Here is a 24547-nt window from a genome sequence, read left to right on the forward strand (position 1 = left end):
CCCGAGTGGACGAGACGCTGCTCCGGAGCCTCACACCGGGCGTGCTCGGGATCCTCGTCCGCCGCGGAGCCGACTTCGCTGCGGCCGAGGACGCCGTGCAGGACGCCCTGGTCGAAGCGGTCCGGGTCTGGCCGGGCGACCCGCCGCGGGACCCGAAGGGCTGGCTGGTCACCGTGGCCTGGCGCAGGTTCCTGGACGCGGCCCGCGCGGACACCGCCCGGCGGCGGCGGGAGGACCTCGTCGACGGGGAACCGGAGCCCGGGCCCGCGTCCGCGGTGGACGACACGCTCTGGCTGTACTTTCTGTGCGCCCACCCGTCGCTGACGCCGTCGTCCGCCGTCGCGCTCACGCTGCGGGCCGTCGGCGGGCTGACCACCCGCCAGATCGCCCGGGCCTACCTGGTGCCCGAGACGACCATGGCGCAGCGCATCAGCCGGGCCAAGCGCACCGTCTCCGGCGTGCGGTTCGACCGGCCCGGCGACGTCGCCACGGTGCTGCGCGTCCTCTACCTGGTCTTCAACGAGGGCTACTCCGGCGACGTCGACCTCGCTGCGGAGGCCATCCGCCTCACCCGGGGGCTCGCGGCCGCGGTCGACCACCCGGAGGCGTCGGGACTGCTCGCGCTCATGCTGCTCCACCACGCCCGGCGTGCCGCCCGGACCGCCCCCGACGGAGCCCTGGTGCCGCTCGCCGAGCAGGACCGCGGCCGCTGGGACACCGCGCTGATCGCCGAAGGGGTGGAGGTCCTCCAGGCGGCCCTGGCCCGCGACCGGCCGGGCGAGTTCCAGGCCCAGGCCGCCATCGCGGCGCTCCACGCCGACGCGCCCACCGCCGCGGAGACCGACTGGGTGCAGATCGTCGAGTGGTACGACGAGCTCGTGCGCCTGACCGGCAGCCCGGTCGTCCGCCTCAACCGGGCGGTGGCCGTCGGCGAGGCCGACGGGCCGCGCGCCGGCCTGGCGGCACTCGCGGAACTGGACGACTCGCTGCCCCGCCACACCGCGGTGGCGGCGTACCTCCACGAACGCGACGGCGACCCGGAGACGGCGGCCCGGCTGTACGCCGAAGCGGCCCGGAAGGCGACCGACCTGGCAGAACGGAACCACCTGACACGCCAGGCCGCCCGGCTCAACACCCGGCCGGGCCGCTGACGGGCCGGGCGGGTCGCCGGGGACGTGCAGGGGGCCGGTACGCCGTGCGCACCGGCCCCGCCCGCGAGGCGGGACCCGCCCCCCAAGGGGGAGGGGGGCGGATCCACTACCCCTGATTGTTCCCCGGCGTGTCGACTCGGACACCTTCGGTTTCCGAGGCGTCCGCAAGTCCGCCCGGAACGGGACGGGCGCCATCTCCCGGCTGTGCATTGCCTCGCAGGCTCGGCGGTGTCGTACGGCGGGGCCCGCCCGGGTTCGGCCGTCCGGGCGCAGGCGGCGCGACGGGAGGCGGCCCGGCGGCTCCGCGGAGGCACCGCGCCGACGGCGTCCGTTGAGGGCGACGGGCGGTCGGAATGACCCGTCGAACACGCCCTAGGGTCGGGCGCCGACCTCCCCGACCCAGCCCGACCAGACGTAGCCGACCTGCTCGGCGGTCAGCGGGTAGGACAGGCCGTAGTCCTCGGCGGAGCCGAGCTCCGGGTCCTCCGCCAGCAGGATGGTGTCGCGGTACAGCAGCGACCCGTTCCCGGCGTCGTAGAGGAAGCGGAACTCCGACACGGACGTCCCGTCCGCCACCTCCACGGAGAACAGCTCGCCCTCGCGGCCCAGCGGGTCGGTGGCCGTGCCCAGGTACTCCAGGCCGTCGAGCCCGGCGAGCACGCGCTGCACCGCCGCCTCCTCCGGGCCCGCCAGCGGGCGGTTGCCGTACAGGAACTCCACCGCGTTCACGATCCCGGCCGGGGAGCCGTCCGCCGGGCCCTCACCGAGGCCGGCGAGCACCTCCGCCAGGCCGTCCGGGTCGGTGGGCAGCTCCGCGGGCCACACCAGGGAGGGGTGCAGGGTCTCCTCGGAGGACTCGGTCCCCTGTTCCAGGAACCACTCGTGGTCGGCCTCCTCACCGCCCTTGTCCAGCGGCGGCTGCGGGTGGGTGTCCGACCGGTGCTCGCCGCCCGGGCCCGTCCACTCGTTCCACTCGTACGGGACGTACCGGTAGCCGTGGGTCTCGTCGGGGTCCTCGTCCCCGGCGCCGGCGGTGAGCCGGATCAGCCGCGTCCCCGTGGTGGAGACGAAGGCGACGTCGCCCGAGCCCGGGGCCGGGCCGCGGTCCCCGGCGACCTCGGCCAGGGCCAGCAGGCCGTCGGTCCCGTCGACCGGGTCGCCGCCGACGACCTCGATCGGCTCGGGCGGGGCGGCGTAGGCGGCGGGGATGCCCCCCGGCTCGCCCGTGGGCAGGAGCAGGGTTCCGGCGCCCACGGCCAGGGCCGCGGCGGCGGCACCGGCGGCCAGGACGGGGATGCGGCGCCACAGGGGTCGGGACACGGCGGGGGACTCCTCCAGGCGGGCGATGGCGCGGGTGCGGGCCCGGTGGCGGGCCTCGGGGGCGGGGGCCGTGCCCGCAGCGGGGTCGGCGCCGTTCAAAGCGGTGCGCAGAGCGGTCAGGTCGTCCATGCCGCCTCCTTCGGGGCGTGGTCGGCGGAGTGCTCCGCCATGTGGGCGGTGAGCTTCCTGCGGGCCCGGTGCAGCCGGGCGCGGGCGGTGACGTGGGTACAGCCGACGACCCGGGCCGCCTGGCGGCAGTCGAGTCCCTCCCAGGTCACGAGCATCACGAGTTCTCGCTCCGGTTCCGTCAGCCGGGCCAGGGCGGCCAGGGCCCCGGCGCGTTCGACCACCCGGTCGGCGTCGTCGGCGTGGACGGCCGAGCCCGGCCGCCGGCTCAGGGACTCGGCGATCAGGTCCTGCCGGTGGTTCTTGCGCAGGTGGGCCAGGGTGATCCGGCGTGCGCAGGCGTACAGCCAGGGCAGTTCGCGCCCGGGCGGCATGCGTTCGGCGCGACGCCAGGCCACGGCGAAGGCCTCGGAAGCGACATCGTCCGCGTGGTCCGGTCCCACCCGGCGCCGTGCGTAGCGGTGGACGGCGTCGTAGTGCTCCTCGAACATGGCGTTGAAGTCGCGCTGGCCGGAGTATGCGTCCCCGGCCGTGCCGTGTCTCATCGGCGTACCTCCCGTCCTCTCACCTGGACGTGTCGGGGGAGGGGGAGAGTGTTAGATCCGGAGCGGGACTTTTTCGGTCAGCCCAGCAGGAAGGTGACCGCGAAGAGCACCGGGACCGTCGCGAACGTGGAGATCAGCACGGTGTCGCGGACGGTGTCGACCTCGGTGCGGAAGCGCAGGGAGTAGGTGAACACGTTCTGGGCCGTGGGCAGCGCCGCCAGCACCACCACCGCGAACAGGTCCGGGCCGGACAGGTCGAAGGCCAGGGCGCCCAGCGCCCACGCCGTGAGGGGCTGCACGACGGACTTCAGGCTCACCGCGAACAGCACGGCACCGCGCTGAGGGCCGCGGCCCGGCATCCCGGAACCGTGCAGGGAGATGCCGAACGCGAGCAGCATCGCCGGGACCGCCATCCCGCCGATCAGCCCGAACGGCTCCAGGAACGGGGCGGGCGGCGACCAGCCCACCGCCGAGACCGTCACCCCGGCCAGGGAGGCCAGCAGCAGCGGGTTGCGCACGGGGGTGCCCAGGGCGCGGCGCAGCACCGGGCCCGCGCCGCGGACCTCGCCGCCGGCCAGGTCCAGGACGGTCACGGCGACCGGGGCCATGACCAGCATCTGCGTCAGCAGGATCGGGGCCACCAGGGAGGCGTCGCCCAGGACGTAGGAGGCGATCGGCAGGCCCAGGTTCCCGGCGTTCACGTAGGAGGAGGCCAGCGCGGACATGGTGGTGCGGGAGACGCCCCAGCGGCGCAGCAGGCCGGTCGCGACCACGGCGAGGACCACCACCGCCACGCTCAGGGCGCTCACCACGACCTTGCCCGACCACAGCACCGACAGGTCGGTGTCGAGCAGGATCGTGAACATCAGCGCGGGGCCCGCCACGTAGAACGCCAGGGCGCTGAGCACGTCACGGGCGCCGGGGCCCAGGAGCGAGAGGCGTCCCAGCATGTAGCCGATGACGACGACGGTGGTGATGACACCGAAGCCGGTGACCACGCCGGACACGGGCACCTCCTGGGGTAGCGGGGACCCTGGGAACCTACTCCGGTCCCGTCACGGCCACCAGGAGCGGGGTCACACCCGCTCAGTCGCGGGGAGGCGGGGAGGGGTCGTCCTCTTCCTCCTCGGCCTCCTCCTCGGCCTCGCGCTCGGCCTCCTCCTCCGCTTCGCGGGCGGCCTCCCGGGCCGCCTCGCGCGCGGTGCAGACCTCGGCGGCGGGGGCGGAGGCGCCGTCCACGGCGATGACGGTGAAGCAGTACTCCATCACCGTGTCCTCGGTGAGGATCTGCGCGGACACCACCCCGGGGCCGGTGCGGGCCAGGGTCTCGGGGTCGTGGCCGCGGGGGCCGCCGAGGACGAAGAAGGACGCGGTGCCGCCGCTGTTGTCGGTCCAGGTGAGCATGATGTTGCCGAGGTTGTCCTGGAGGGCGACCGCGGAGGGGGCGGCCACCTCCGGCGGGGCGCTGGGGGAGACGACCTCGTCGGCGGGCTCCTCGGACGGCTGCGGCTCGGCGGTCGGCTCCGCGGCGGCGGCCGTCTCCGCCACGGGCTGCGGTGCCGCGGACGCGAACACGCTGGAGACGGCGGTGACCAGGAGGATGCCGCAGACCGAGACGGCGATGTGCAGGTGGCGGCGCCACCGGGCGGGGCCGCCGTCGAAGGCGGCGGGGGGCCGGCCGCCGGCGTCCTCCTCCTGTTCGATCTCGTCCACGGGCAGGAAGGAGGCCTGGCCGTCGCCGGTCCAGCCCTCCAGCCGCGACCAGGCGCGCAGCGGGGAGATCTCCTCGCCGCGCAGTTTGGCCATCATGATCTCGGCGGTCCCGCCGGCGTCGACCGCGGGCAGCCTGCTCCCCTCCAGCCCGGTCGGCGCGGCCGGGGGGAACCCGCCGGTGCCGTGCGGCCGGAACGGCGGAGCAGCCGGTGCGCCGGGGCCCGCGGGGTCCCAGGCCGTCGCGGCGGGGTGCGCCCCGGAGGGTGCCGAGGCGGGTGTGTCCCATGCGGCCGCGGCGGGGTGCGCCCCGGAGGGTGCCGTGGGTGCGGCGGTGCCGTGATCGGGCTGCGCGGTGTGGGGGACGCCAGGGCCGCCCGGCGGTCGTCCTCCTGTGGGCAGCCCGTGGGCGGGGTGTGCGCCGGGTGGTGCCGGGGCCGGTGGGTTGTCTGGTGCGGGTGGTGCTGTCGGGGCCCCGGTGCCGGGCAGGGCGGAGGGGGCCTCGGGGTGCCATGTGGCCGCCGCGGGGTGCGCCCCGGAGGGCGGAGTGTGCCCGGGCTGCGCACCCGAGGGCGCCCTGCCGGGGGTGCCCTCGGGCATGGGCGCCGCGGGTACGGCGGTGCCGGGACCCGCGGCGGGCGGTGCCCCCGGCGTCCAGGCTGCGCCGGGCGGGTGAGCGGGCTGCGCGCCGGAGGGCGCCGAGGCGGGTGTGTCCCATGCGGCCGCTGCGGGCTGCGCCCCCGAGGGCGCCGCAGGAGCGGCGGGCGGCTGCGGCCCGGGGGGTGTTCTGACCGGAGCCGGTGCGGGGTCAGGGGTTTCCGGGAACCACGAGGCGGCCGTGGGGTATGCGCCGGAGGGTGCTGCTCCGGGGGCTCCCGGCACGGGCGGCTGTGCGGTGGGGGGCGTGCCGGGGTGCCGCGCGGCCGCCGCGGGCTGTGCCCCGGAGGGCGCGCGTGTCGCCGCGGAGGGCTGGGGCCCGGAGGCGGTACGGGGGGAACGGGCCTGCTCGAAGGCGTTGGCGAAGGCCGCCGCGCTCGGGTACCGCTCACCGGGGTCCTTGGCCAAGGCGCGGGTGAGCACCCCGCGCAGCTTGCGGGACACGTCGTCGCGGGGGACCGGCCGCACCTCCTGGGTGAGCGCCCGCTCCGCGTACGTGCGCGGGTCGAACCCGCCCTCCGCGAACGGCGGCCGCCCCACCAGCAACGTCCACACCGTGGACGCCAGCTGGTACACGTCCGACGCCGGGGTGCGCGGTTCGCCGCGCAGCGCCTCCGGCGCGGCGTGCAGGAACGACTCCGACCGCGGGTCGGGCGGCGGCAGGGCCTCCCCCGGCCGGTGCACCGCACCGAACCCCGTCAGCACCGGGGTGCGCCCGGCGCGCAGCACGTTCCCCGGGCACACGTCCCCGTGCAGCAGCCCCCGCCGGTGCATCGCCTCCAGCGCCTCCGCGATGCGGCGCGCGACCGCCGCCGCCTCCTGCACCGGCGCCGGCCCCTTGTTCGCCAGCAGCTCCGCGAACGACCCGTCCGGGTAGAACGGCAGCGCCACGAACACGTTCCCGTCCGCGGTGTTCCCCGCGTCCAGCAGCGGCACCACGCCGGGCACGCCGCTGAGGTCGCGCAACCGTTCGAGTTCGGTCCGACCCCGGTTCGACGGCATCACCTTGAGCACGACGTCGGCACCGCTGGTGGACCGGGTCGCGCGCACGATGCGGGCTCGACGCCCCTGCGTCAGCGGGACCGGCGTCTCGTACCCGGGCGCCCATGAGGACATGAGAGGAAGGACCCCCTAGGTGTGGGTGGGCGGCGGGTCAGGGCCGCGCGGACGTCTCCTGGGCGTTCACGCCCCACCCGCGTTCGCTGTTGACCTCCTGCTGTCTGCCGAAGGCCCCCACCAGGGCGATGACACCGCAGATCAGCGCGACGAGGATCAGTCCGCCGATCACCGCGGGCCACACCTGCTGGCGCCGCCGCCAGTAGCGGCTGGACCCGTACAGAAGTGCCGACCGCAGTTGGCGGTGGCGCAGCGCGTCCGCCTGGAGTACGTACTTCTCCTCGTCGGGCGTGTAGTGGAACGCCTCGGGGAGCTGCGGTTCCGGGTCGGCCGGGGGTGGGGTGGACATCGTCGCCGAGCCTACTAGAACAGACCGTCCAGGTATCGGGTGAGCTTGCTGTAGTTGTCCGCGGTGTCACCGGTGGCCGCGATCAGCGTCGCGAACGCCGAGTTCACCTCGGAGAAGTGCGTGTCGAACTCCTGCGCCTTGCTCTGGAACTGCGAGCTGCCCGACCCCTCCCACTTGCTCACGGTGGACTCGGACTGCTCGTGGATCTGGCTCATGATCGCGGTGAACCGGCCCAGGTGCGCCTGCTGGTCCTCGGCCAGGCCCTGGATGCCGGCGACGTCGCCGTAGACGTCGAAGTTGGAGGCTCCCATGGGGTACGCCCTTTCTCGATAAAGAGGGAACTGGGGTCAGGCGTTGATCGGCCGGGAAAGTCCGCCGAGGTCGCCGACGGACTGTCCGAGGACGTCACTGGATTCCTGGTCGGTGAGGTTGAACTGGCCCTGTCCCTCGTTCAGCTTGATGCCGTTCTGGCCGCACCAGGTCATGAGCTCTTCGAAGCGCTCGGAGAGGGCCTGCTTGGCGTCGTTGAAGTCCTTGAGGGCCTGGCCCTGGAGGACGTTGGCGTCCTGGCTCATGTCGTCGATGAGCTGGCCCATCTGGGACCGGAGATTGTCGGATTCCTGTCCGAGCTGTTCTCCGCCGCTGGCGAGCGCATCGTGATTCTCAATACCGACGTGTGACATCGTGACCTTTCCGGTTGTTCGGGGGCGGGGGTTCCTCCGGGTGGTTTTTCGGCCACCGCGAGAAAGGAGGGGACGATACGGACGATAGTAAAGTCCGTGCCTGAGGGTCAACGCGGGGTTGCCGTCCGAAATGTCTCATGCGTCAGGGCTTTCCGCGGGGATCGGGGTGCGCACCCAGCGCACGGCCAACGGCCACCCGTCCATGGACGCGTCGTGGAACCGGGGGAACAGCTCCTCGGTCCCGGCGACCTTCCCGTCCTCGTCCAGGTCGACCCGGAACCAGGCCGCGGGTGTCTGCACCAGGACGGCGTCGCGTTCGGCGGGCAGCGCGTACTGCTCGACGGGTCCGTCGGCGTCCTCCAGGATCCGGGCGGCGGTGTGCCCCTGCCCGTCGACGGACACCAGGTAGGCGCCCGGCATGGGTTCGCCGCCGGTGGCGGCGGACCGCAGCAGGGCGGTCCCCGCACCCCAGACGGGTGCGCCGTCGAAGCTCTGCCACGGGGTGCCGTCGATGGTCAGGGTGGCGTTGACGACGCTGCCGGCGGTCTCGCGCACCACGAGGCTGCCGCTGCCGCTGACGTTGACGGTCTGCACGCTGTCACGGATGTGCAGGGCCCCGTCCGGGGTGAGCGACCAGTCGCTGGGCCGCCGGTTCTCGCCCAGCGGCAGGCTGCCCTCCTGGTTGGGGGTGCCCGTGGGGGCGTCCAGGGGCACCGACAGGACACGCGGCGGGTTGGCGTCGGCCGGGTTGTCCGACACGAACCACAGGCGGTCGCCGTGTACGGCCGGTGCGGACAGCACCTCCCCCGCGGGCGGGGTGATGCTCTCCACCGGCAGGTAGAAGAAAGCGGAGGGCTCCTCCCCCTCGGTGGGCTCCGCGGTGGGCGGTGTCTCCTCGGCGTCGGTGAGGACGGCGACGTGGACGGCGTTGGGCTCGCGGGTGGCGTACACGTAGTACGTCCAGTCCTCGGAGAAGCGCGCGTGCACCGGCGGTGCGGCGGCCATGGGGTCGACGGAACCGTCGGGCAGGTCGAACCTGTTCAGGGGCTGTCCCGTCTCGGCGTCGTGGAACACCAGGGCCTGGTCCGCCTCGGGGTCGCCGCCCCCGTAGCCGCGGTGCACGAGCGCGAGGCCGACGGGACCCTCCTCGGCGAGGTCCTCGACGGTCTCGGGGGCGTCCTCACCGGGTTCGTCCGCCGCGGTGCCGGTGCAGGCGGTGAGCGCGAGCAGGCACACGGTCAGAGCCAGAGTGCGCCGCATGGGGGACTGCCTTTCGGGGGAGCGGTTCCGGGTTCCGTGGGGGGTGTGCGGGGAGTGTGATGCCCATAGGAAGATTACGGTTCATCCTGTGACAGAACGTCCACCGGGGCGCACGGGACGGAACGCGGTACCCGTGCGCGCGAGGTGACGGGCCGCTTCCGACGCGTTCCCTGGCCGGTTCCGGCCACGCCGGTGCGCCCGGTAGCGCCCTGGTACCGGGGTTCCGGTGGGTCTCGCTATCGTCGTCCCGTTCGCCATCCAAGGGGCGATTCCCCGGTATCGGTGCTTTCGTCGCCTTATCGGTGCTGCTGGTCCGAGGTGATGGGAGATCGGGGTGCGGGAGCAGTGGTCCGCCGACGCGGAGGGCATCGGTGAACTCCTCGCCCGGATCCCCTGGGCCGCCCACCCCCGAGCCTGGGCGGCCCTGCTGCTGCCGCTGGTGCCGTGGACGGTGGCCGCCGCGGTCGGGGTCCCCTGGTCCGTGGCCCGGTACGGGCGGATCGTGGACTCCGAACCCTGGCTGCACGCGCCTGTCACCGAACTCGTACCTCCTGTCCTGCTGTGGTCGGGAGCCACCGCCCTGGTCGCGTCCTTCGCCCTCGGATGAGGTGCGGCGGTCCACGTGATCGCCTAGGCCGTGCGTGGTCGGTCACCTGGCCTCTTCGCCGCGCTGGGACGGTCAGCCGTGCGGTTGCCCTGGACCCTGGCGGGTCTGACGGCCGTCGGCGGTGTCCTGTGCGGCCTGGCGGCGGTGGCACACGCCCTGATCGAGAGCGAGCGCGGTGCCGGGTTCGTCGGCTGGCCGCTGGGCGCGGTGGCGATGGTGCTCCTCACTCCGATGTGGCTGTCGCTGGTGGGCCCGCTCGCCGGTGAGCGGCCGTGGTCGTTATTTGATGAAAAATAATTGTCTCTTTATTGGATTGTCCGTCTCCCTCTTTATGGTGGTTGGATGCTCGATTGATGTCGAATCCGAAGTGGAATCCGATCCGACTCCATGGCATGAATGGCATGATTCCGAATGGGTGACCAGAACCGCGAGGATTGCGGTTCTGGATCGGATGGTGCGGGAGCACGGCTCGGAAGAGACCTTGTCTGAGGCCGACGAAGATGGAATTGATGTCTTGGTGGATAATGGGATTCTTGTTCCGACGGAGGAGGGGTTCCAAGTTGAGCAGAACCCAGAGGACGGTTGGGCTCCCTGGGATGAATTCGCGTACGACCTAAACCCGATCGATGATACTCTCGACCACGTCCTGCGGGATAATATCGTGACCTGGTGCGAGGGTGGAGTCACGGGAGAAGATTTCGTTAATTCTTATAAGGACCGTTTTGTGGGCGAGCTTGATTCACAGGAGGATTATCGCGAGAGTATTGCCGACTACGTAGACTGCGGGGATGGGTATCTGTGAGCTTCGCGCTCCTGACGTGTTCTCGGGAGTGACCGGAAACATGGGTGTGTCCCGTCTGGCAGTGGTCGTGTGCGTGCTTTTATTCATCGGTGCGTGTGCTCCCGAGGAAACCGAGGGCGTTGACCCGAGCGTTCCGGGTCCGAATGCAGAGTGGGTGCGCAGGACCGTGCAGACGTTCACGTTGGAGCGCATGTTCGCCGAGCAGGACGCGGATGTGCTCGTCGCCAATGCCGGGGATGATGCGCGGGATGTGTTGGTGGACGCCTGGATCCTGGTCGAGGACGGTGAGGAATGGCGGGTGGAAACAGACCCGGGCGAGTGGTCCCCCGACCTGAGCGAGGGACTCGGCGGGCCCGGACCTCTGATCACCCAGGTGTACGACGGCCTCTACCACTTCATGCGGACCAACACGGTGACCTGGTGCGGTTCCGAGGTCTCCGGAATCGACTTCGTCTCCGCCTACCCCGGTAGGGACGGCGAGTCCTTCGAGACCCTGGAGGAGTACGAGGAGGACATCGCCGAGTACGTGGACTGCGGGAGCGGGCGGGCCGACGGCTCCTGAGGGCCCCGTGGACGCGCGGGGAGGGCGGGTGCCCTCCCCGCGCGGGGGTCAGGCCGGGGGTTCGCTCCAGCCGACCTGGATCAGGTCCGGGCGCTGGCCGCGGCGATCCGGAGTGCACCTCCTCCACCGAGACGGAGCTGCTCGCTCCCGGCCCCGGTACGCCGCCCGCGGCCCTGGCCCTGGACCTCCGGGGACTGCCGCAGATCGCCGCGATCGACGCCGCCACCGGGCAGGTGGTGCTCCTGTCCTGTGCGGACACCGCGTGCACTGAGGCCCGCCGGTCGGTGCTCGGGGACCAGGGAGCCCACCCCGGGCGGGTGGACATGGGCCTGGACGGGAGCGGACGCCTGCACGTGGTCTGGTACCGGCCCGGCGTCAGCGGGGAGGACACAGAGGCGGACGCCGGGACGGTCGAAGGAATCGTCTGCGCCAGGGAGGGCTGTATCTCCTGACCGGCGTGTCAGCCGATGTCGACGGCGTACGGACACGGTTTCGAGCAGGTCATCCCGATCCCCAGGGCCCGCGGATCAGGCTCTCCGACACCGCCGGGGCGCAGGCCAGGGTGAACGTCGCCGTCTCGGTCTCCACCAGGCCGACCGTTCCCAGCCTCTCCGGTTGCGCAGGTGCTGATCCGGGCCTCTCGGGCAGTGCGGTCAACGGACCCCCGTTCACCCGACCGACGTCGGCCCGCCCCTCTTCCCGGAGCTACTGCACGTCTTCGGCCTCCAAGTCGACGACGGTGTAGGTGCCACCTCCACTGCACTCGGCCAGGACCAGGTCATCGCCGCGAACCGCCACCGGTAGGGCGGAACAGCGGGCCAGGGGGACCACGGAAGTGATCTCCGCACCGGCCGCGGACACCCGGACGTACCCACCGCTGAAATCCAACAGCAGGCCGTCACCGGTTCCGAACAACCACACCGGGACGCTGTGCAGGAAGGCGATCCGGTGTTCCTCGCGCAGATCCAGGTGTCACTCGCCTGATCCGGTGGCGGGGTAGAAGGCTTGCAGGAGGCCGTTCTCCGCATAGAACCAGACACGGGCGCCGGTGGCGACGTTGTAGAGGGCGGCCGTGTCGGGCACGACGTACTCGCCGACTGACGGACGCGACCAACGCAGGCATCCGGTTTCACCCCCCAGGCCACCGGTCGGCCCCGGACAGACATGGCAGGGGTTCCTTCGGGATGGTCTCCGACGTGGTCGGTGTGAATCCCGCCTGGGTCAGATAGGCCGCCATCGGGCTGGGCGTCGGTACCGCCTCGGGCATCACCGCGCACCCGGAAAAGGAGCAGCAAGGCGAGCAGGAGCGGAGGGCGATCTCGCATGGCCGACCATCTCTATCCGGGGGGCGTCGTTGTTCGGTGCTGAGGGTCCGGTCACATTCTCTGGTGGTCCTTTGTGTCGCGTCTACCCGGCCTCCCTGGAAGGAAGTGCCTTTCACCTGCGGAAACGCCACGAATCCCTGTTCGGCAATGGCCGACACCGGACACTCCCAACGAAAGTCGAAGGGCTGCGGTGACGGATCGTGCCAGCTGCGGTTATCTTCGTGTTCGCCCTCTGCTCCGGGCTGTTCGGGCAAGGAGGCGAAGCGAGGGGTGAAGCAGGGGTCTTTCCCGGATCGTTCTTCTCCATGAGATTGTTCCTGTTGTCGATAAAAGGAGGTCCTGGAATGTCGAGTGCCGTTGGAATGGACCCTTCTGAGGGCTACGCGGGAGGGAGCGCGTCCCTTATTGCCGCCTCGCGGCTCCGTGACCTGCCCCTGGACTGGTCGGAGACCGTCAGCGCTGTCGCTGAGATCATGAAGTCCCCGCCGGTCGTCACCGGATGGACGAAATTCGGATCCGAACAGGAAGAGCATATGCAGGATGTCCAAGAGCAGGCGAAGAGGCTTGCTGAGAACATCCAATCCGCGTCTTCCGAGGGGTCGAGAACGGACACCGATTCCTCCGAAGAATACAGGTCCGCAACTGACGGAACCGTGCTTTCCAGGCCGCTCAATTACGAGGTCTACTGAATTTTTCTTGCGCCTCCCTGGTTTTTGCGTCCGGTTTTGAATGGTGGAAAGGTTCGGGATGTCTGGCTACGAACTCCCTCATAAAAAGGTCGAGGCAAATGTTGGGGCTCTCAAGCGCCATGCTTTTGCCTTCGATAATATGTTTTCGAGTATCACTGGGCGCTCAGCGAGTTTCAATGCCATCACTAATACGACGGCCACGAACTTCTCTGAGCTCATCGATGATGACATCAGGGCTGCGGCTGACGAGAATCAAGAGGCTTGGGAGGACGCGATTCTAGCGACCATCCATGCTCAGGGCGTCATCACCCTTTATGTGACAGCGGTGGAGACGTACGAAGAGGGAATCGAGTCCCTCAAGGAAGAACTGGCGAGGGCAGTGGCGTCTTCGGACGATCACGCCGAGAAGCAGGAATGGGTCGAGTACTACAAGGGGAAGGCGGATGAGAAGTGGGCGACCTTGGAGACTTCGGCGACGGAGGCATCTGAGAGTCTGGCCACAGGTCCCACCCCGGAAGGGATCAGGGAACTCGTCGAAGGCGGCCACCTGGGAGACGTCCCTGGGGGACTCGGGTGGATCGTGACCGGGGATGACCGGTACTTCTCCTTCCCGCCGGGAATCGATGGCAATGACCTGGCCAGAACCTTCGACCGTGCTGCCGATGGCGATGAGAACGCCCTGAGGGATCTGGATGAGAACCTGGCCCTCATGAACGCCTTTCTTACTTCAGTGGCGAACAGGCAAGAGAAAGGTGACCCGCTGACCGAGCGGGAACTGGAAATACTCGGTGACCTTATCGAGACCATGGATCTCGAAGAACCCGGGTCTTCAGGGGATGGGTATTTCTTCACCAACATGAACGGATTTCAGGAAAGCGAGCACCTGACACAGGAGCAGAAGGACCAGCTCTTGTCCACCATGGGCGGATCCGTCCTCGCCCTCTCGGATGAGAGCATCGGTGGTGGATACGACCAGCTCCCCCAGTCGATCCATGAAGTCGTCGAAGGCCCGCTCGGCTACCTTCCCTACTCTTCCAAGGGAGGGGCGTACTCTCCCGGCTGGGCCTCAGATTTCGAGATCCTGACTGAAATGTTCGATGATGCGAACGACATGTTCAATGAATACCCGGGCGGTCCTCTCATCGGAGGAGCCGAGTTGTCCGCGAATCTCACCGGAACCATTGCCGGTGTGGTCGTGGATCCGCTGACCGGCGGCACCGACGACGAGACCTTGCAGACGATGCTCGACATCTCCACTCAGAACAAGGACGCCAACTACGCGATTCTCACCGGGGAGTACCCCGATGGAGAGAGCTACAAGCACCCGACTTATTTCTCTGTCGGTGGTGGGATGCGGGGAACAGAGTTTGGAGAACTCGTTACCAGCCTTTTCTCTCATGAATGGGAAGATGATGGGGCTGCTGCACGGGGTCTCATCGATTGGTTGGCTGAAGACTCTCTTAGTGATGATAAGGAGCTGAGGGAGCGGGCGGGAATAGCGGCAGCTGGATTTGTTGATCTGGTTACTACCAGTGATGCGCAGGATGCTCTGACTGATACCGGTGTCAAGGTGGGTGACAGCAAGGATGCGTCGTTCACAGAGTTCAACCCAGAGCTAGCGGATGCATTTGCTGGAGTCTTTGAGACGTATATCGTCAGCTTCGCCGAGAGCGACATCAAAGATGGGGGTGAAACTATTATTGGCGCGGGAAACTATGATTCCTCTACAGAGAGATTCGATATCGGAATCCAAGAGCGTGCGGCCTACATGCAGTATCTAATGGGCGATGAAGATTCAGCCATGCGAACAATCGGCCTTGCTTCTGCGTATGAGCATGCTGCCATTGAATTGTACATTGGTCACGGTTTGCCAGAAAGTACTGCCGTCGGTCCTGCAACGCTCCATTCTCTTATTGAGTTGGGCATTTCTATGGAGCTTGAGGACAGGGTTGGTGATGATAAAAATGCCGAGGAGCGCCGGGAAGAGCTCTATGGATTTGCCTTGGATGAAGTTGGATCGCTGGCAGAAAAGATTCCGGTGTTGGGAAACGCAATCAGTACAGGCCTGGGCCTGGGGTCGGGGCACATTGCAGAGGGTTTGGCCGGTTCCAATGTAGATTTTGCGCCCAAGGTTCCTCATATTGATGACGCAGAGTCTCGAAGAATTGACCAGAAGCTGCAATTTCTCTCCCATGTCCTGGACTCGAAAAATGATGCAATCATCGGAGGGCCAGATGAGGGTCAAATCGACTTGCTGGAGAAATGTGGTGTAATCCATTATGGTGAGGATGGTTCGATTGGGATTGAAGTCGATCAAAGCGAATGGAATGACATAGAAGATTCGGATGGAGTTTCTATTAGTGGCGCCGATGCGGTTTTCGCGGCGCTGGATGGAACAACGATCGACCCATCGAAGGTGGATCCTACAAACGGGAATGGACTCTATGATCAGTTTGCCACTCCTTATAATGATCGCTATGAACTGGTTCAGGAGCTGGGGCGCAGGGATTCTGGTGAAGATGAATGACTAGTCCTCGCAGAGGGTTTTGTGAATGGAATTTTGCGGCTAAAATTCCAGTATTTACTTTTGTTATCCTTCTTGTTGGTGCATGTGGCGGGGAAGGTGAAGGAAGTGATGTCTCGAGTGGTCCCGAACCGGACGCGGAGTGGGTTCGGCAGACCGTGCATGCGGTCACGTTGGAGCGCATGTTCGCGGAACAGGACGCGGATGTGCTGATCGCCAATGCCGGGGACGAGGCACGGGACGTGCTGGTGGACGCCCGGGTCCTGGTCGAGGACGGTGAGGAATGGCGAGTGGAGACCGATGAGCGGGAATGGTTCATCTCTGGCCGTGAGGGGGCGGACGACTCTGCGCCTCTACTGGTGCGGGTTCGTGACGGCCTCTACCTCTTCATGCGGACCAACACGGTGACCTGGTGTGCCGTCGAGCGCCCTGGCTACGACTTCGCCATGGACTACCCCGGTACGGGCGGGGAGTCCTTCGAGACCCTGGAGGAGTACGAGGAGGACATCGCCGAGTACGTGGACTGCGGGAGCGGGTGGGCCGACGGCTCCTGAGGGCCCCGTGGACGCGCGGGGAGGGCGGGTGCCCTCCCCGCGCGGGGGTCAGGCCGGGGGTTCGCTCCAGCCGACCTGGATCAGGTCCGGGCGCTGGCCGCGGCGGGCCAGCAGGGCGCGGCCCTGGGGGAGCTGGCGGGAGGCCGTGCCGTTGGAGAGGCGTCCCTCCATGCGGTCGCCGGAGAACAGCACGCCCGGGCTGGCCATGTCGTTGAGCGCCTGGAGCACCGGCTCGAACATGGCGCGGGCCGCGCCGCCGGTGCGGCGGGCCGCGATGACGTGCAGGCCCAGGTCGGCGCCCTGGGGGATGAACGGGGCCAGCGGCGCCAGCGGGTTGGCCCGCGACCCCGTCATGTCCATGTCGTCCACGACGACGTACAGGTCCAGGCCCTTCCACCAGGTGCGCTCGCGCAGCTGCTTGGGGGTGACGTCCGGGCCGGGCAGGCGCTCCTTGAGCGACCCGGCGAGGTTCTTGGCGACCGCGCCCGTCTGCTCGGCGGTGGTGCAGTACGCCAGCAGGTACTCCTCCGGGACCAGCTCCAGGTGGCTGCGCCGGAAGTCCACCATGACGATGCCGACCTCCTTGGCCGGCCGCCGCATGATCTGTTTGACCAGCCCGCGCAGCAGGGCGCTCTTGCCGCTCTGCGGGTCGCCGAACACCACCAGGTGCGGGTCGCGGGTGAGGTCGGTGGTGGCCGGGGCCAGGGTGCTCTCGGCCAGGCCCAGCACCAGTTCCAGGCGGCGGCCGCGGGGCGCGCGGCGGCCCTTGAGCAGGTCGTCCAGCTCCACCCGGGCGGGCAGGGTCTTGACGCCCTGCACCGCGCCCTGGGGCCAGCGCTCGGCGACGCGGGCGACGAGGTCGGCGAGTCCGGCGGAGAGATCGGCGTCGGTCGCCGACCCGTCCACCCGGGGCAGCGCCACGTGGGTGTGGTGCTCCTCGGCGGTCAGGCCGCGGCCCGGGGTGTCCTTAGGGACCTCGTCGGCGATCTTGCGGCCGATCCCCGAGTCCATCGGGTCGCTGAGCCGCAGCTCGAACCGGCCGCCGAAGAGCGCCTGGAGCCGGGAGCGCACCTGGGAGGCCGCGGCCCCGGTGAGGATGGTGTGCACGCCCAGGGACGGGCCCCGGGTGGCGATGTCCATGAGGAACTCGTCGGCCTCGTCGAAGGTGTCCCGCACCGACGACCAGCCGTCGATCATCAGGAACACGTCGCCCGCGACGCTCTCGGGCACCTTGCCCTCGGCGCGCGCCCGGCGCAGTGCCGCCGGGGAGTCCAGGTTGTACTTGCGGAACGCCCGCTGGCGCCGGTCGAGCTGGGCGCGCACGTCCACCAGCACCCGCTGCACCTTCTCGGGGTCGGCGCGACCGGCGACGCCGGCCACGTGCGGCAGCCCGTCCAGCGACTGGAGCCCGCCGCCGCCGAAGTCGATGGCGTACACGACGACCCGGCCCGGCGGGTACCGCCAGGCGAGGGAGGCGACCAGGGTGCGCAGCAGCGTCGACTTGCCGGACTGGGGCCCGCCCAGGACCACCACGTTGCCCTCGCCGCCGGTGAAGTCCAGCTCCGCTGGCACGGTGCGCTGCTCGCGCGGGATGTCGGTGAAGCCGAAGACGGCGCGCATCTCCTCGGCGGGCGGCTCGGTGCCCGGCCCCTCCTGGACGCCCTCGCCCAGTTCGTCGAGCACGGTGTCGAGGGTGAGCAGTTCGGGCAGCGGCGGCAGCCACACCGGCCGCACCGGGGCCGCACCGGAGGCGACCAGCCGGTCCACGATGACCTGGAGGATGGTCCGCTTCTCCTCCCGGGGCGCCTCCTGACGGCCCTTGAGCGAGCCGATCAACGAGTCCACCAGGGACCCGGCCCCGGTGACCCTGTCCAGGCCGTTGTAGGACAGCAGGGGCAGCACCGGCTCGTGCTCGTCCTTCTCCTCCTGCGCCGGCGGCTCGTAGGGCCCCGACACCATGGCCGCCTTGAACCGCTCGAACACCGAGGTGTCCACCTTCAGGTACCCGGAGCCGGGCTCGGGCGGCAGGTGGTAGGCGTCGCCCACGCCGATCGCCTCGCGGCTCTCCGCCTCAGAGAACGTGCGCAGGCCGATCCGGTAGGACAGGTGCGACTCCAGGCCCTTGATCTTGCCGGACTCCAGGCGCTGGGTGGCCAGCAGCAGGTGCACGCCGATGGACCGGCCGATGCGCCCGATCGCCACGAACAGTTCCGCGAAGTCGGGGTGGGCGGTGAGCAGCTCGGAGAACTCGTCGATGATGATGAGCAGGTGCGGCAGCGGCTCCAGCGCCGGGTCGTTCTCCCGGGCCGCCTCGTAGGCGTGCAGGTTGGGCAGGTTCCCGGCGTCCTTGAGGATCTGCTGGCGGCGCACCAGTTCGCCGAAGGTGGCCTCGCGGAACCGGGCGACCAGGGAGTCGTCGTCGGCGAGGTTGGTGATCAGCCCGGAGCTGTGCGGCAGCCGGTCGGTGTCGGCGAAGGTCGCGCCGCCCTTGAAGTCCACCAGCAGCAGCGCCAGGTTCTCCGGCGAGTGGTTGATGACCAGCGACGCCACCATGGTCCGCAGCATCTCGGACTTGCCGGAACCGGTGGCGCCGACCACCAGCCCGTGCGGGCCCATGCCGCCGAACGCCGACTCCTTCAGGTCCAGCAGCACCGTGTTGCCGCCGGGCCCGATCCCGATGGGGACCCGCAGGTAGTCGCCGGTGCTGCGGCGCGCCCAGGTGCGGCGGGTGTCGAGGTGGGCGACGTCGGGCACACCGAGGATCTCGGGCAGGCCGACGGTGGAGTGCATGGCGTCGTCGCCGTCGGAGGCGGTGATGCCGTAGGGCGCCAGGAGGCGGGACAGGGTGGTGAGGTGGGCGACGTCGGCCCGGTCCGCCCTGCCCTCCAGCGGCGGGTGGAGGGGTTCCCCGTCCTGGGTGGTGCGCGCGTCGCCGTCCTGGGTGAGGACGCCGTCGGCGTCGATGCGCAGGCGCAGGTCGACGGCCTCGGGCTCCTCGCGCTTGTCGGAGACCAGGGCGATGATGTGGATGCCCAGGTCGGCCAGGGAGGCCACCGGGGGTTCGGCGGCCAGCCCGGACAGGGTGGACTGGTGCTCGCCGTCCAGGACCACCACGAGACGCTGTGTGCCCGGGCCCGGCGGGCGGCCGCGCCGCCGTTGCAGGTCCACGGTGCGGCGTTCGATCTCGTCGGCGAGGAGCTCGGCGGCCTGCACGGTGTTCCCGGCGACGAACCGGGCGGGCATGGGTCCGTCCTTGGCATCCTCGAACGTGTTGTGCGGCAGCCACTTGAGCCACTCCCACCGGTCGCGCAGCCGCTGGTCGCGGACCACGCCCACCCGCAGGTCGTGCGGGGAGTGGAACACCGTGAGCTGGGCGATGAGCGCCCGCACCAGGGAGCGCCCGGCGGCCCGGTCGCCGACCACCGACACCACGCCGTACTCGCGCAGCGGCAGCACCAGCGGCATCTCGGGCACGTCCGCGTACAGCTCGATGAGCTGGTCGGCGGCGCCCTGGCAGACGGGGTCGTAGACGATGAGCGGCGAGGAGGTGTCGACCTTCAGCTTGAGCCGCCGGGCCAGCGGCCGGGTGCCCGAGCCCAGGCGTGCGTCGAGGAAGTCGGGGTCGGTGGCGCGCCGCTCCCAGCGCCGGGTGCGCGACCGCGCCGGTTCGGTGAGCAGGTCGGGGGAGGGGTGGCGGAACGCGTTGTCGGCCCGCTGGGTCGAGGCGACGTCCCGGACGATCTCGCGCAGCTGGTCCAGGTAGTCGAGGTAGCGTTCGCGCTGCTCGCGGATGCGTTTGCGGGGGCCGTTGTGCTGGGCGACGAACATGATGATGCCCACGACCACGCTGGCGAGCATGATCATGACCCCGGCGACGGCCATCAGCGGCCGGTGGCCCATGGTGATGGACATCAGCAGCGACCCCGAACCGGTGATGATCGGCATGATGATCATCGCGCCGGAGCTCGACGCGGGCGCGTTCTCGGGCATCTGCGGCGGGGCCGCGATGACCAGCGGAGATGTCCCGGGGGCGGGGGGAACGTTGCGGGCAGGCCGGGGGACCGTCCTCGTCGCCACGGGCACCTCTCTTCCGTCCACCTATGAAGGACCGGTGTCTGGTTACAGGGGGCTGGTGTCTAAGTGACTACGCTAGGCATGATCTCGCGAACGCCGCGAATCGCCTAATTTCACTTCAGTCCCGCCCCCGACCGGCCATAACGCAGCAAAAGGCGCCCAAGCCGAGACGACGAAGGAACGATAGGTGTGAGTGGATACTGCCGGGTGACCGTCACCGGCCCGGAACGCTGGGCGGACCTGGCCCTGCCCGGGACGGTGCCCGTGGCCGCGCTGATGCCGCGCATCGTCGAGGTCTGCGCCCCCGACAACGAAGCACTGGAGCCCGCGGCCTGGACGCTCACCACCGTCGACGGCGCCCCCGTCCACCCCGACGAGCCCCTGGAGGGGGCCGGGGTGCACGACGGCGACGTGCTGCTGCTGGAGCGGCGCACCGCCCCCGGACGGCCGGCGCACGTGGACGACGTGCGCGGGGCGGTCGAGGACCGGATCGACGGGACGGCGCGGATCTGGAATCCCACCACGACCTTCGCGTTCGGCCTGCTGGCCGCCGTGATCGGGCCGCTGGCGGTGCTCGGTCCGGCGATGCGGCTGTACCCGTCGCCCTGGCACCTCGCGGTGGCGGTGCTGGGCACCCTGTTCGCGATCGGCGCGATGATGGCGGCCGCCCGGCGGCCGCTGCCCGCCGTCGCGCACGTGCTGCTGGCCGTCTCCTGCGTGTGGGGCGGGGTGGCCGCGGCGACCGCCGCCGGACTGATCACCCGCTCCGAACCCCTGGTGACACTGGCGTTCGCACTGGTCGGGGCGCTGCTGGTGGCGGCGGTGGGCTGGGCCCTGCACGAGACCGGCCTGCCCTACATCGCCGGGCTGGGCGTCGTGGCGCTGGTGGCCGCCGTGCTGGTCGTGGTGGGCATCTTCGTGTCGCCCGTGTACGGGGCGCGGTCGATGGGGATCCTCCTGGCGCTGTGCGTGGGCGTGCTGCCGCGGGTGGCGATGGTGATGGGCGGGCTGTCCGGGCTCGACTACGAGGTGGGCCGCTCGGGGCAGGTCGCCACCGAGCGGTTCGAGGACACCTTCACCAACAGCGACCGGCTGCTGCTGGGCGTCGTGACGGGCACGGCGGTGTCGGGGGGCGCCGTCGTGGTCCTGCTGGGTGTGCTCGCCCAGGGGCTGCCGGACCTGCTGCTGTGCGGGCTGTTGTCGACGCTGCTGGTGCTGCGCTCGCGCCTGTTCGACCGGATCCGGCACGTGCTGCCGCTGCGGCTGGCGGGTGTGACCGGGTTCGGGGCGACCGGGTTCGCGGTGGCCGGCGAGTACGGGTTCCTCGCCGCCTGGCTGCCGGGGGCCGCGCTGCTGGCGGGCGTGGTCCTGGCCTCGCTGAGCTGGGTGCGCCTGACCGACGTGCCGCGCGCGTCGCTGCGCCGCCTCCTGAACTGGACCGAGGTCCTGGTGGTCATCGCGATGTCCGGGGTCTTCGCCTGGGGGATGGGGCTGTTCGCCCTGGTCGCCCGCATGACCGGCTGACCGGCCGCCCGACGGCTTGCCGCCGGGCGGCCGGGGCGCGGGTCAGGGGAGGAGGGTGTCCGCCTCCTCCAGGGTGTCCGGGGCGAGCAGGACCACGCCGCCGTCCCCGGTGACGGCGGCGACCGGTCCGCCGTCGGGGTGGAAGGCCATCGCGCTGTAGTACGGGGCGTCCTCCGGGAGGAGGCCCGCGCCCGTGGCCATGTCCCGGACGTCCGAGCGGCCCACGGTGTCCCCGTCGACGTCCTCGCCCCAGGACACGAACACGCGGTCGTGTTCGGCGTCCAGGGTGAGGTCGTGGACGTTCGCGTCGGCGGAGCCGTCGTGTCCGGGGACCGCGAACGACGCCACCTCGGTCCGCTCGACCGCGTTCCACCGGACCACCCGGTCCCGGACGACGTGGACGATGTCGTCGGTCCCCGGCACGTGGGCGAACGTGAACGCCGTGGTCGGGCGGACGGTGTGCAGGGCCTCGCCCGTGTCCACGTCCCACACGGTGATCGCGCCGCCGCCCAGCCCCGCGACCCGGTCCTCGTCCAGGAACGCGGCCGCCCTCGTCGACGAGGACTCCAGGACACGGGCGGGTTCGGTGCCGTCCGGCTCGAAGAGCAGGGTCTCCGGTCCGTCCGTGCCCACGATGATCCGCCCGGTGGGGCCGACGGCGACGGACAGGGCGTCGGCCGGGTCGGCCCCCAACGGGCCGTCCGCCACCGGCTCCCGCCCGAGGTGGTCGACGGCCGTGCCGGTGAGCAGGTCGTGGCTGACGACCTTGTGATCGTGGTCCTCGGTGTCCCGGAATTCGAGGGCGACCACCGTGCACCCGAGGGGGGAGAAGACGGGGCGCTGCGGGGAGTGGCGCGACCCGCCCAGGTGGGCGACCGGGGTCTTCTCCCGCCAGTCCCACAGGGTGATCCCGTGTCGGGGGGTGCTCACCGCGAGGAGGCTCCCGTCGGGGGAGAACTCCAGGCGCCCGGCGGCGGTCTGCTCGGGCATGCCGCCGTCCGGTGCGAACCCGGTGACGTCCGAGCAGCTCCCCGCCGGGGCGTCCACGGCCGCCGACGGGGGACCGCCCCCGGCGGCGTCGGATCCGGCGCGGTCGCGCAGCAGCACCGCCCCGACGGCGGCGACCGCCGCGAGGGCCAGGCCGCCGGCGAGCAGGGGGACCAGCGGACGCCGGGACGGGCGTTCGCGGACCGGGGCCGCCCGGTCCGCGCCGTCGAGCATCCGCACCAGGTCGGCGGCGCTGGGCCGCAGCCCCGGGTCCGGGTTCAGGCACAGGTCCACCAGGGGGCGCAGCCGCAGCGGCACCCCCTCCCCGCCGGCGGCGGAGGTGAGCGTCCCGGCCCAGGCGAGCACGTCCTCGGCGGCCGCGTCGGCGTCGGCGGCGGGCACCGGTCCGGCGAGCACCGTCCCGTCCGACAGCACGTCCCGCGCCGTGAACGGCCCGTACGCCGCCCCCGCCGCGTGCAGGTCCGCCAATCCGCGCGCCAGGTCCCGGGCGAGCAGGGGCAGGGTCTCCCGGGGCACCGGGACGACCGTGCCCTCGCCGGGGCGGGCCGCGGCGGCCCACGGGACGGCGCCGTGCGGCTCGGCCGCCACGATGGGGGCCAGGTAGGGGCTCCGCGCGGACCGCACCGCCTCGATCCGGCGGGCGAAGGCCGTGCGGAACGCCGGATCGGTGGCCCGGGCCGGGCGCACCACCGCCAGGGTCACCGTCGTGCCGTCCTCGCCCTCGGCGAGGTAGCGGCGCACGTCGGCGTCCTCGCCCACCCGGCCGAGCAGCCGGAAGGGGCCGATGGCGGGCGGGTCGTGCGGGTGCAGGGGGTCCACGTCAGCTCCCGGGGGCGCGGCCGAACTCGGCGGTGACATCGAGGGTGGCGGCGTCCATCAGGACCACCGAGGTGCCGTCGACGGAGACCCCGGCGACGAGCGTGCCGTCCGGGTGCACCGCGATGTCGCGGACGTACCGCGGTTCCCCGTCGGCGGCCACCTGTTCCCCGGTGGACGGCTCCCACACGGTCAGTCGGGGGGAGTAGTGCCCGGTCTCCTCGTCGTAGCCGTCGAGGAGGGCGTGGACGCGGTCGGTGCCCGCCGCGGCGACCTCGCCGAAGCCGTACCCCCCGTCGCCCGGCGGGGCGAGCACCGGGGGGTCCTCGCCGGAGGCCGGGTCCGTCAGGACGATCCCCTCCTCGTGCAGGTAGAGGAGGAGGTCGTCGGTGGGCATGGCCAGTGAGTCCCCGGTCGAGGCCGTCGCGGCCGCCGGCCCCGCGAACACCTCGGCGCCGGTCGCGGTGTCCACGACGACCGAACGCTCCGGCCCGGTCACGGCGAGGCGGCCGCCGTCGGGGGAGTAGGCGACCCCCTGGGTGAACCCGTCGACCACGGTCGTGATGTCCCCGGTGGCGAGGTCGATCACATGAGCGCCTTCGCCCGTGCCCCCTTCGCCGACCGCCAGGGACGTTCCGTCGGGGGAGAACGCCAGCAGGGCCACCGGCAGCCGGGCCTCCTCGCCGTACACGGTGTGCCCGCCGGTCCGCAGGTCGAACACGTGGACCCCGCCGGACCCCGAGGGGTAGCCGAACCGGCAGCCGTCCGGGCTCACCACCGGGGTACCGGCGAAGTCGGGCAGGTCCGCACCGACGTACGCGATCTCCTCCCCGGTCTCCGTGTCCCACAGGGCGACCCCCTCGGGGTGGGACAGCGCGAGCACGTCGCCGCCCTGGACGAACGCGGGCGAGGGGTAGGAGTGGACGTCCAGGTCGTGGGTGTCGGCACCGGGCACCTGCGGCTCGGCCCGGGCCGCCTCGACGTACTCGGGGGCCAGGTCCCCGGGCAGGGAGCAGTCGGCGCCCGCGCCCGATCCCGCCGCCCCCGACCCGGTCGACCCCTGTGCCTGCGATCCCGGGTCGCCGCCCTCCTCCGGTGCGCCGCCCCCGGCCCCGCCGGTCCCCAGCGCCGCCCAGGCGCCCAGC

The 24547-nt window shown here is 70.8% G+C and carries 22 protein-coding genes; 10 read left to right on the forward strand and 12 right to left on the reverse strand.

From position 1 onward, the window contains the following. The first annotated feature begins 5 nt into the window (after positions 1-5). Positions 6-1151, forward strand: coding sequence for an RNA polymerase sigma factor (locus tag QJS33_RS10410; RefSeq protein WP_306367692.1), 1146 nt, complete (start codon positions 6-8; stop codon positions 1149-1151). Between the two features lie 372 nt (positions 1152-1523). Here the strand turns inward: QJS33_RS10410 and QJS33_RS10415 are convergent, their stop codons facing one another. The 8 genes from QJS33_RS10415 to QJS33_RS10450 form a co-directional block, all read right to left on the reverse strand. Then, positions 1524-2600, reverse strand: a complete 1077-nt coding sequence (locus QJS33_RS10415; protein ID WP_306367693.1) for a CU044_5270 family protein — start codon at positions 2598-2600, stop codon at positions 1524-1526. Continuing rightward, positions 2588-3142: an RNA polymerase sigma factor gene (locus tag QJS33_RS10420; RefSeq protein WP_306367694.1), complete on the reverse strand. Its 555-nt coding sequence runs from the start codon at positions 3140-3142 to the stop codon at positions 2588-2590. Before QJS33_RS10420 ends, QJS33_RS10415 begins: the two co-directional genes overlap by 13 nt. A gap of 77 nt (positions 3143-3219) precedes the next feature. After that, positions 3220-4149: an AEC family transporter gene (locus QJS33_RS10425; protein ID WP_306367695.1), complete on the reverse strand. Its 930-nt coding sequence runs from the start codon at positions 4147-4149 to the stop codon at positions 3220-3222. Between the two features lie 79 nt (positions 4150-4228). Next, positions 4229-6559 carry a protein kinase gene (locus tag QJS33_RS10430; protein WP_372339632.1) on the reverse strand — a complete coding sequence of 777 codons (2331 nt, stop codon included), beginning with the start codon at positions 6557-6559 and terminating at the stop codon, positions 4229-4231. Positions 6560-6662: 103 nt separating this feature from the next. Next, complete coding sequence (locus QJS33_RS10435) at positions 6663-6974, reverse strand: hypothetical protein (protein ID WP_073380633.1); 312 nt, start codon at positions 6972-6974, stop codon at positions 6663-6665. 14 nt (positions 6975-6988) lie between these two features. Further along, positions 6989-7285, reverse strand: coding sequence for a WXG100 family type VII secretion target (locus tag QJS33_RS10440; protein ID WP_306367697.1), 297 nt, complete (start codon positions 7283-7285; stop codon positions 6989-6991). 36 nt (positions 7286-7321) lie between these two features. Next, positions 7322-7570 (reverse strand): hypothetical protein, encoded by a 249-nt coding sequence (locus QJS33_RS10445; protein WP_306367698.1) that lies wholly within the window; start codon positions 7568-7570, stop codon positions 7322-7324. A 222-nt stretch (positions 7571-7792) separates the two neighbouring features. Beyond that, positions 7793-8917 carry a hypothetical protein gene (locus QJS33_RS10450; RefSeq protein WP_306367699.1) on the reverse strand — a complete coding sequence of 375 codons (1125 nt, stop codon included), beginning with the start codon at positions 8915-8917 and terminating at the stop codon, positions 7793-7795. Positions 8918-9251: 334 nt separating this feature from the next. Between QJS33_RS10450 and QJS33_RS10455 the strand changes: the two genes are divergently transcribed. From QJS33_RS10455 to QJS33_RS10475, 5 genes are all read left to right on the forward strand, one after another. Then, positions 9252-9524: a hypothetical protein gene (locus QJS33_RS10455; protein ID WP_306367700.1), complete on the forward strand. Its 273-nt coding sequence runs from the start codon at positions 9252-9254 to the stop codon at positions 9522-9524. Between the two features lie 78 nt (positions 9525-9602). Next, positions 9603-9821 (forward strand): hypothetical protein, encoded by a 219-nt coding sequence (locus QJS33_RS10460; RefSeq protein ID WP_306367701.1) that lies wholly within the window; start codon positions 9603-9605, stop codon positions 9819-9821. A 118-nt stretch (positions 9822-9939) separates the two neighbouring features. Further along, positions 9940-10326 carry a hypothetical protein gene (locus tag QJS33_RS10465; RefSeq protein WP_306367702.1) on the forward strand — a complete coding sequence of 129 codons (387 nt, stop codon included), beginning with the start codon at positions 9940-9942 and terminating at the stop codon, positions 10324-10326. 154 nt (positions 10327-10480) lie between these two features. After that, positions 10481-10888, forward strand: a complete 408-nt coding sequence (locus QJS33_RS10470) for a hypothetical protein (RefSeq protein ID WP_306367703.1) — start codon at positions 10481-10483, stop codon at positions 10886-10888. A gap of 284 nt (positions 10889-11172) precedes the next feature. After that, positions 11173-11340, forward strand: coding sequence for a hypothetical protein (locus tag QJS33_RS10475; RefSeq protein WP_306367704.1), 168 nt, complete (start codon positions 11173-11175; stop codon positions 11338-11340). 253 nt (positions 11341-11593) lie between these two features. Here QJS33_RS10475 and QJS33_RS10480 read toward each other — a convergent pair whose 3' ends face one another. Beyond that, positions 11594-11809: a hypothetical protein gene (locus tag QJS33_RS10480; RefSeq protein ID WP_306367705.1), complete on the reverse strand. Its 216-nt coding sequence runs from the start codon at positions 11807-11809 to the stop codon at positions 11594-11596. A gap of 604 nt (positions 11810-12413) precedes the next feature. On the opposite strand from QJS33_RS10480, the gene QJS33_RS10485 reads away from it, so the two are divergent. The 3 genes from QJS33_RS10485 (at position 12414) to QJS33_RS10495 (ending at position 15980) form a co-directional block, all read left to right on the forward strand. After that, a complete protein-coding gene (locus tag QJS33_RS10485; protein ID WP_306367706.1) occupies positions 12414-12902 on the forward strand; it encodes a hypothetical protein in 489 nt (162 codons plus the stop codon). Positions 12903-12960: 58 nt separating this feature from the next. Then, the gene (locus tag QJS33_RS10490; protein ID WP_306367707.1) at positions 12961-15429 is read left to right on the forward strand and encodes a hypothetical protein; all 2469 of its coding nucleotides are present in this window, start codon (positions 12961-12963) and stop codon (positions 15427-15429) included. Between the two features lie 179 nt (positions 15430-15608). Next, a complete protein-coding gene (locus QJS33_RS10495) occupies positions 15609-15980 on the forward strand; it encodes a hypothetical protein (RefSeq protein ID WP_306367708.1) in 372 nt (123 codons plus the stop codon). 48 nt (positions 15981-16028) lie between these two features. On the opposite strand, the gene eccCa is transcribed toward QJS33_RS10495, so the two are convergent. Further along, positions 16029-19934: a type VII secretion protein EccCa gene (eccCa, locus tag QJS33_RS10500; protein ID WP_306367715.1), complete on the reverse strand. Its 3906-nt coding sequence runs from the start codon at positions 19932-19934 to the stop codon at positions 16029-16031. Positions 19935-20243: 309 nt separating this feature from the next. On the opposite strand from eccCa, the gene eccD reads away from it, so the two are divergent. Next, complete coding sequence (eccD, locus tag QJS33_RS10505) at positions 20244-21578, forward strand: type VII secretion integral membrane protein EccD (protein ID WP_306367709.1); 1335 nt, start codon at positions 20244-20246, stop codon at positions 21576-21578. Positions 21579-21620: 42 nt separating this feature from the next. On the opposite strand, the gene QJS33_RS10510 is transcribed toward eccD, so the two are convergent. Together QJS33_RS10510 and QJS33_RS10515 are read right to left on the reverse strand one after the other, a co-directional pair. Next, complete coding sequence (locus tag QJS33_RS10510; RefSeq protein WP_306367710.1) at positions 21621-23405, reverse strand: WD40 repeat domain-containing protein; 1785 nt, start codon at positions 23403-23405, stop codon at positions 21621-21623. A 1-nt stretch (position 23406) separates the two neighbouring features. Beyond that, a partial coding sequence (locus QJS33_RS10515) for a WD40 repeat domain-containing protein (RefSeq protein WP_306367711.1) occupies positions 23407-24547 on the reverse strand: 1141 nt, incomplete at its 5' end.

This window comes from Nocardiopsis sp. CC223A, assembly GCF_030766825.1.
Lineage (GTDB): Bacteria > Actinomycetota > Actinomycetes > Streptosporangiales > Streptosporangiaceae > Nocardiopsis.

Coding starts and splice junctions, on each gene's coding strand:
- eccCa (WP_306367715.1), bottom strand. CDS start 19,934: ATGATCATCATGCCGATCATCACCGGTTCGGGGTCGCTGCTGATGTCC.
- QJS33_RS10495 (WP_306367708.1), top strand. CDS start 15,609: ATGTTCGCGGAACAGGACGCGGATGTGCTGATCGCCAATGCCGGGGAC.
- QJS33_RS10420 (WP_306367694.1), bottom strand. CDS start 3,142: ATGAGACACGGCACGGCCGGGGACGCATACTCCGGCCAGCGCGACTTC.
- QJS33_RS10445 (WP_306367698.1), bottom strand. CDS start 7,570: ATGGGCCAGCTCATCGACGACATGAGCCAGGACGCCAACGTCCTCCAG.
- QJS33_RS10440 (WP_306367697.1), bottom strand. CDS start 7,285: ATGGGAGCCTCCAACTTCGACGTCTACGGCGACGTCGCCGGCATCCAG.
- QJS33_RS10450 (WP_306367699.1), bottom strand. CDS start 8,917: ATGCGGCGCACTCTGGCTCTGACCGTGTGCCTGCTCGCGCTCACCGCC.
- QJS33_RS10435 (WP_073380633.1), bottom strand. CDS start 6,974: ATGTCCACCCCACCCCCGGCCGACCCGGAACCGCAGCTCCCCGAGGCG.
- QJS33_RS10415 (WP_306367693.1), bottom strand. CDS start 2,600: ATGGACGACCTGACCGCTCTGCGCACCGCTTTGAACGGCGCCGACCCC.
- QJS33_RS10490 (WP_306367707.1), top strand. CDS start 12,961: ATGTCTGGCTACGAACTCCCTCATAAAAAGGTCGAGGCAAATGTTGGG.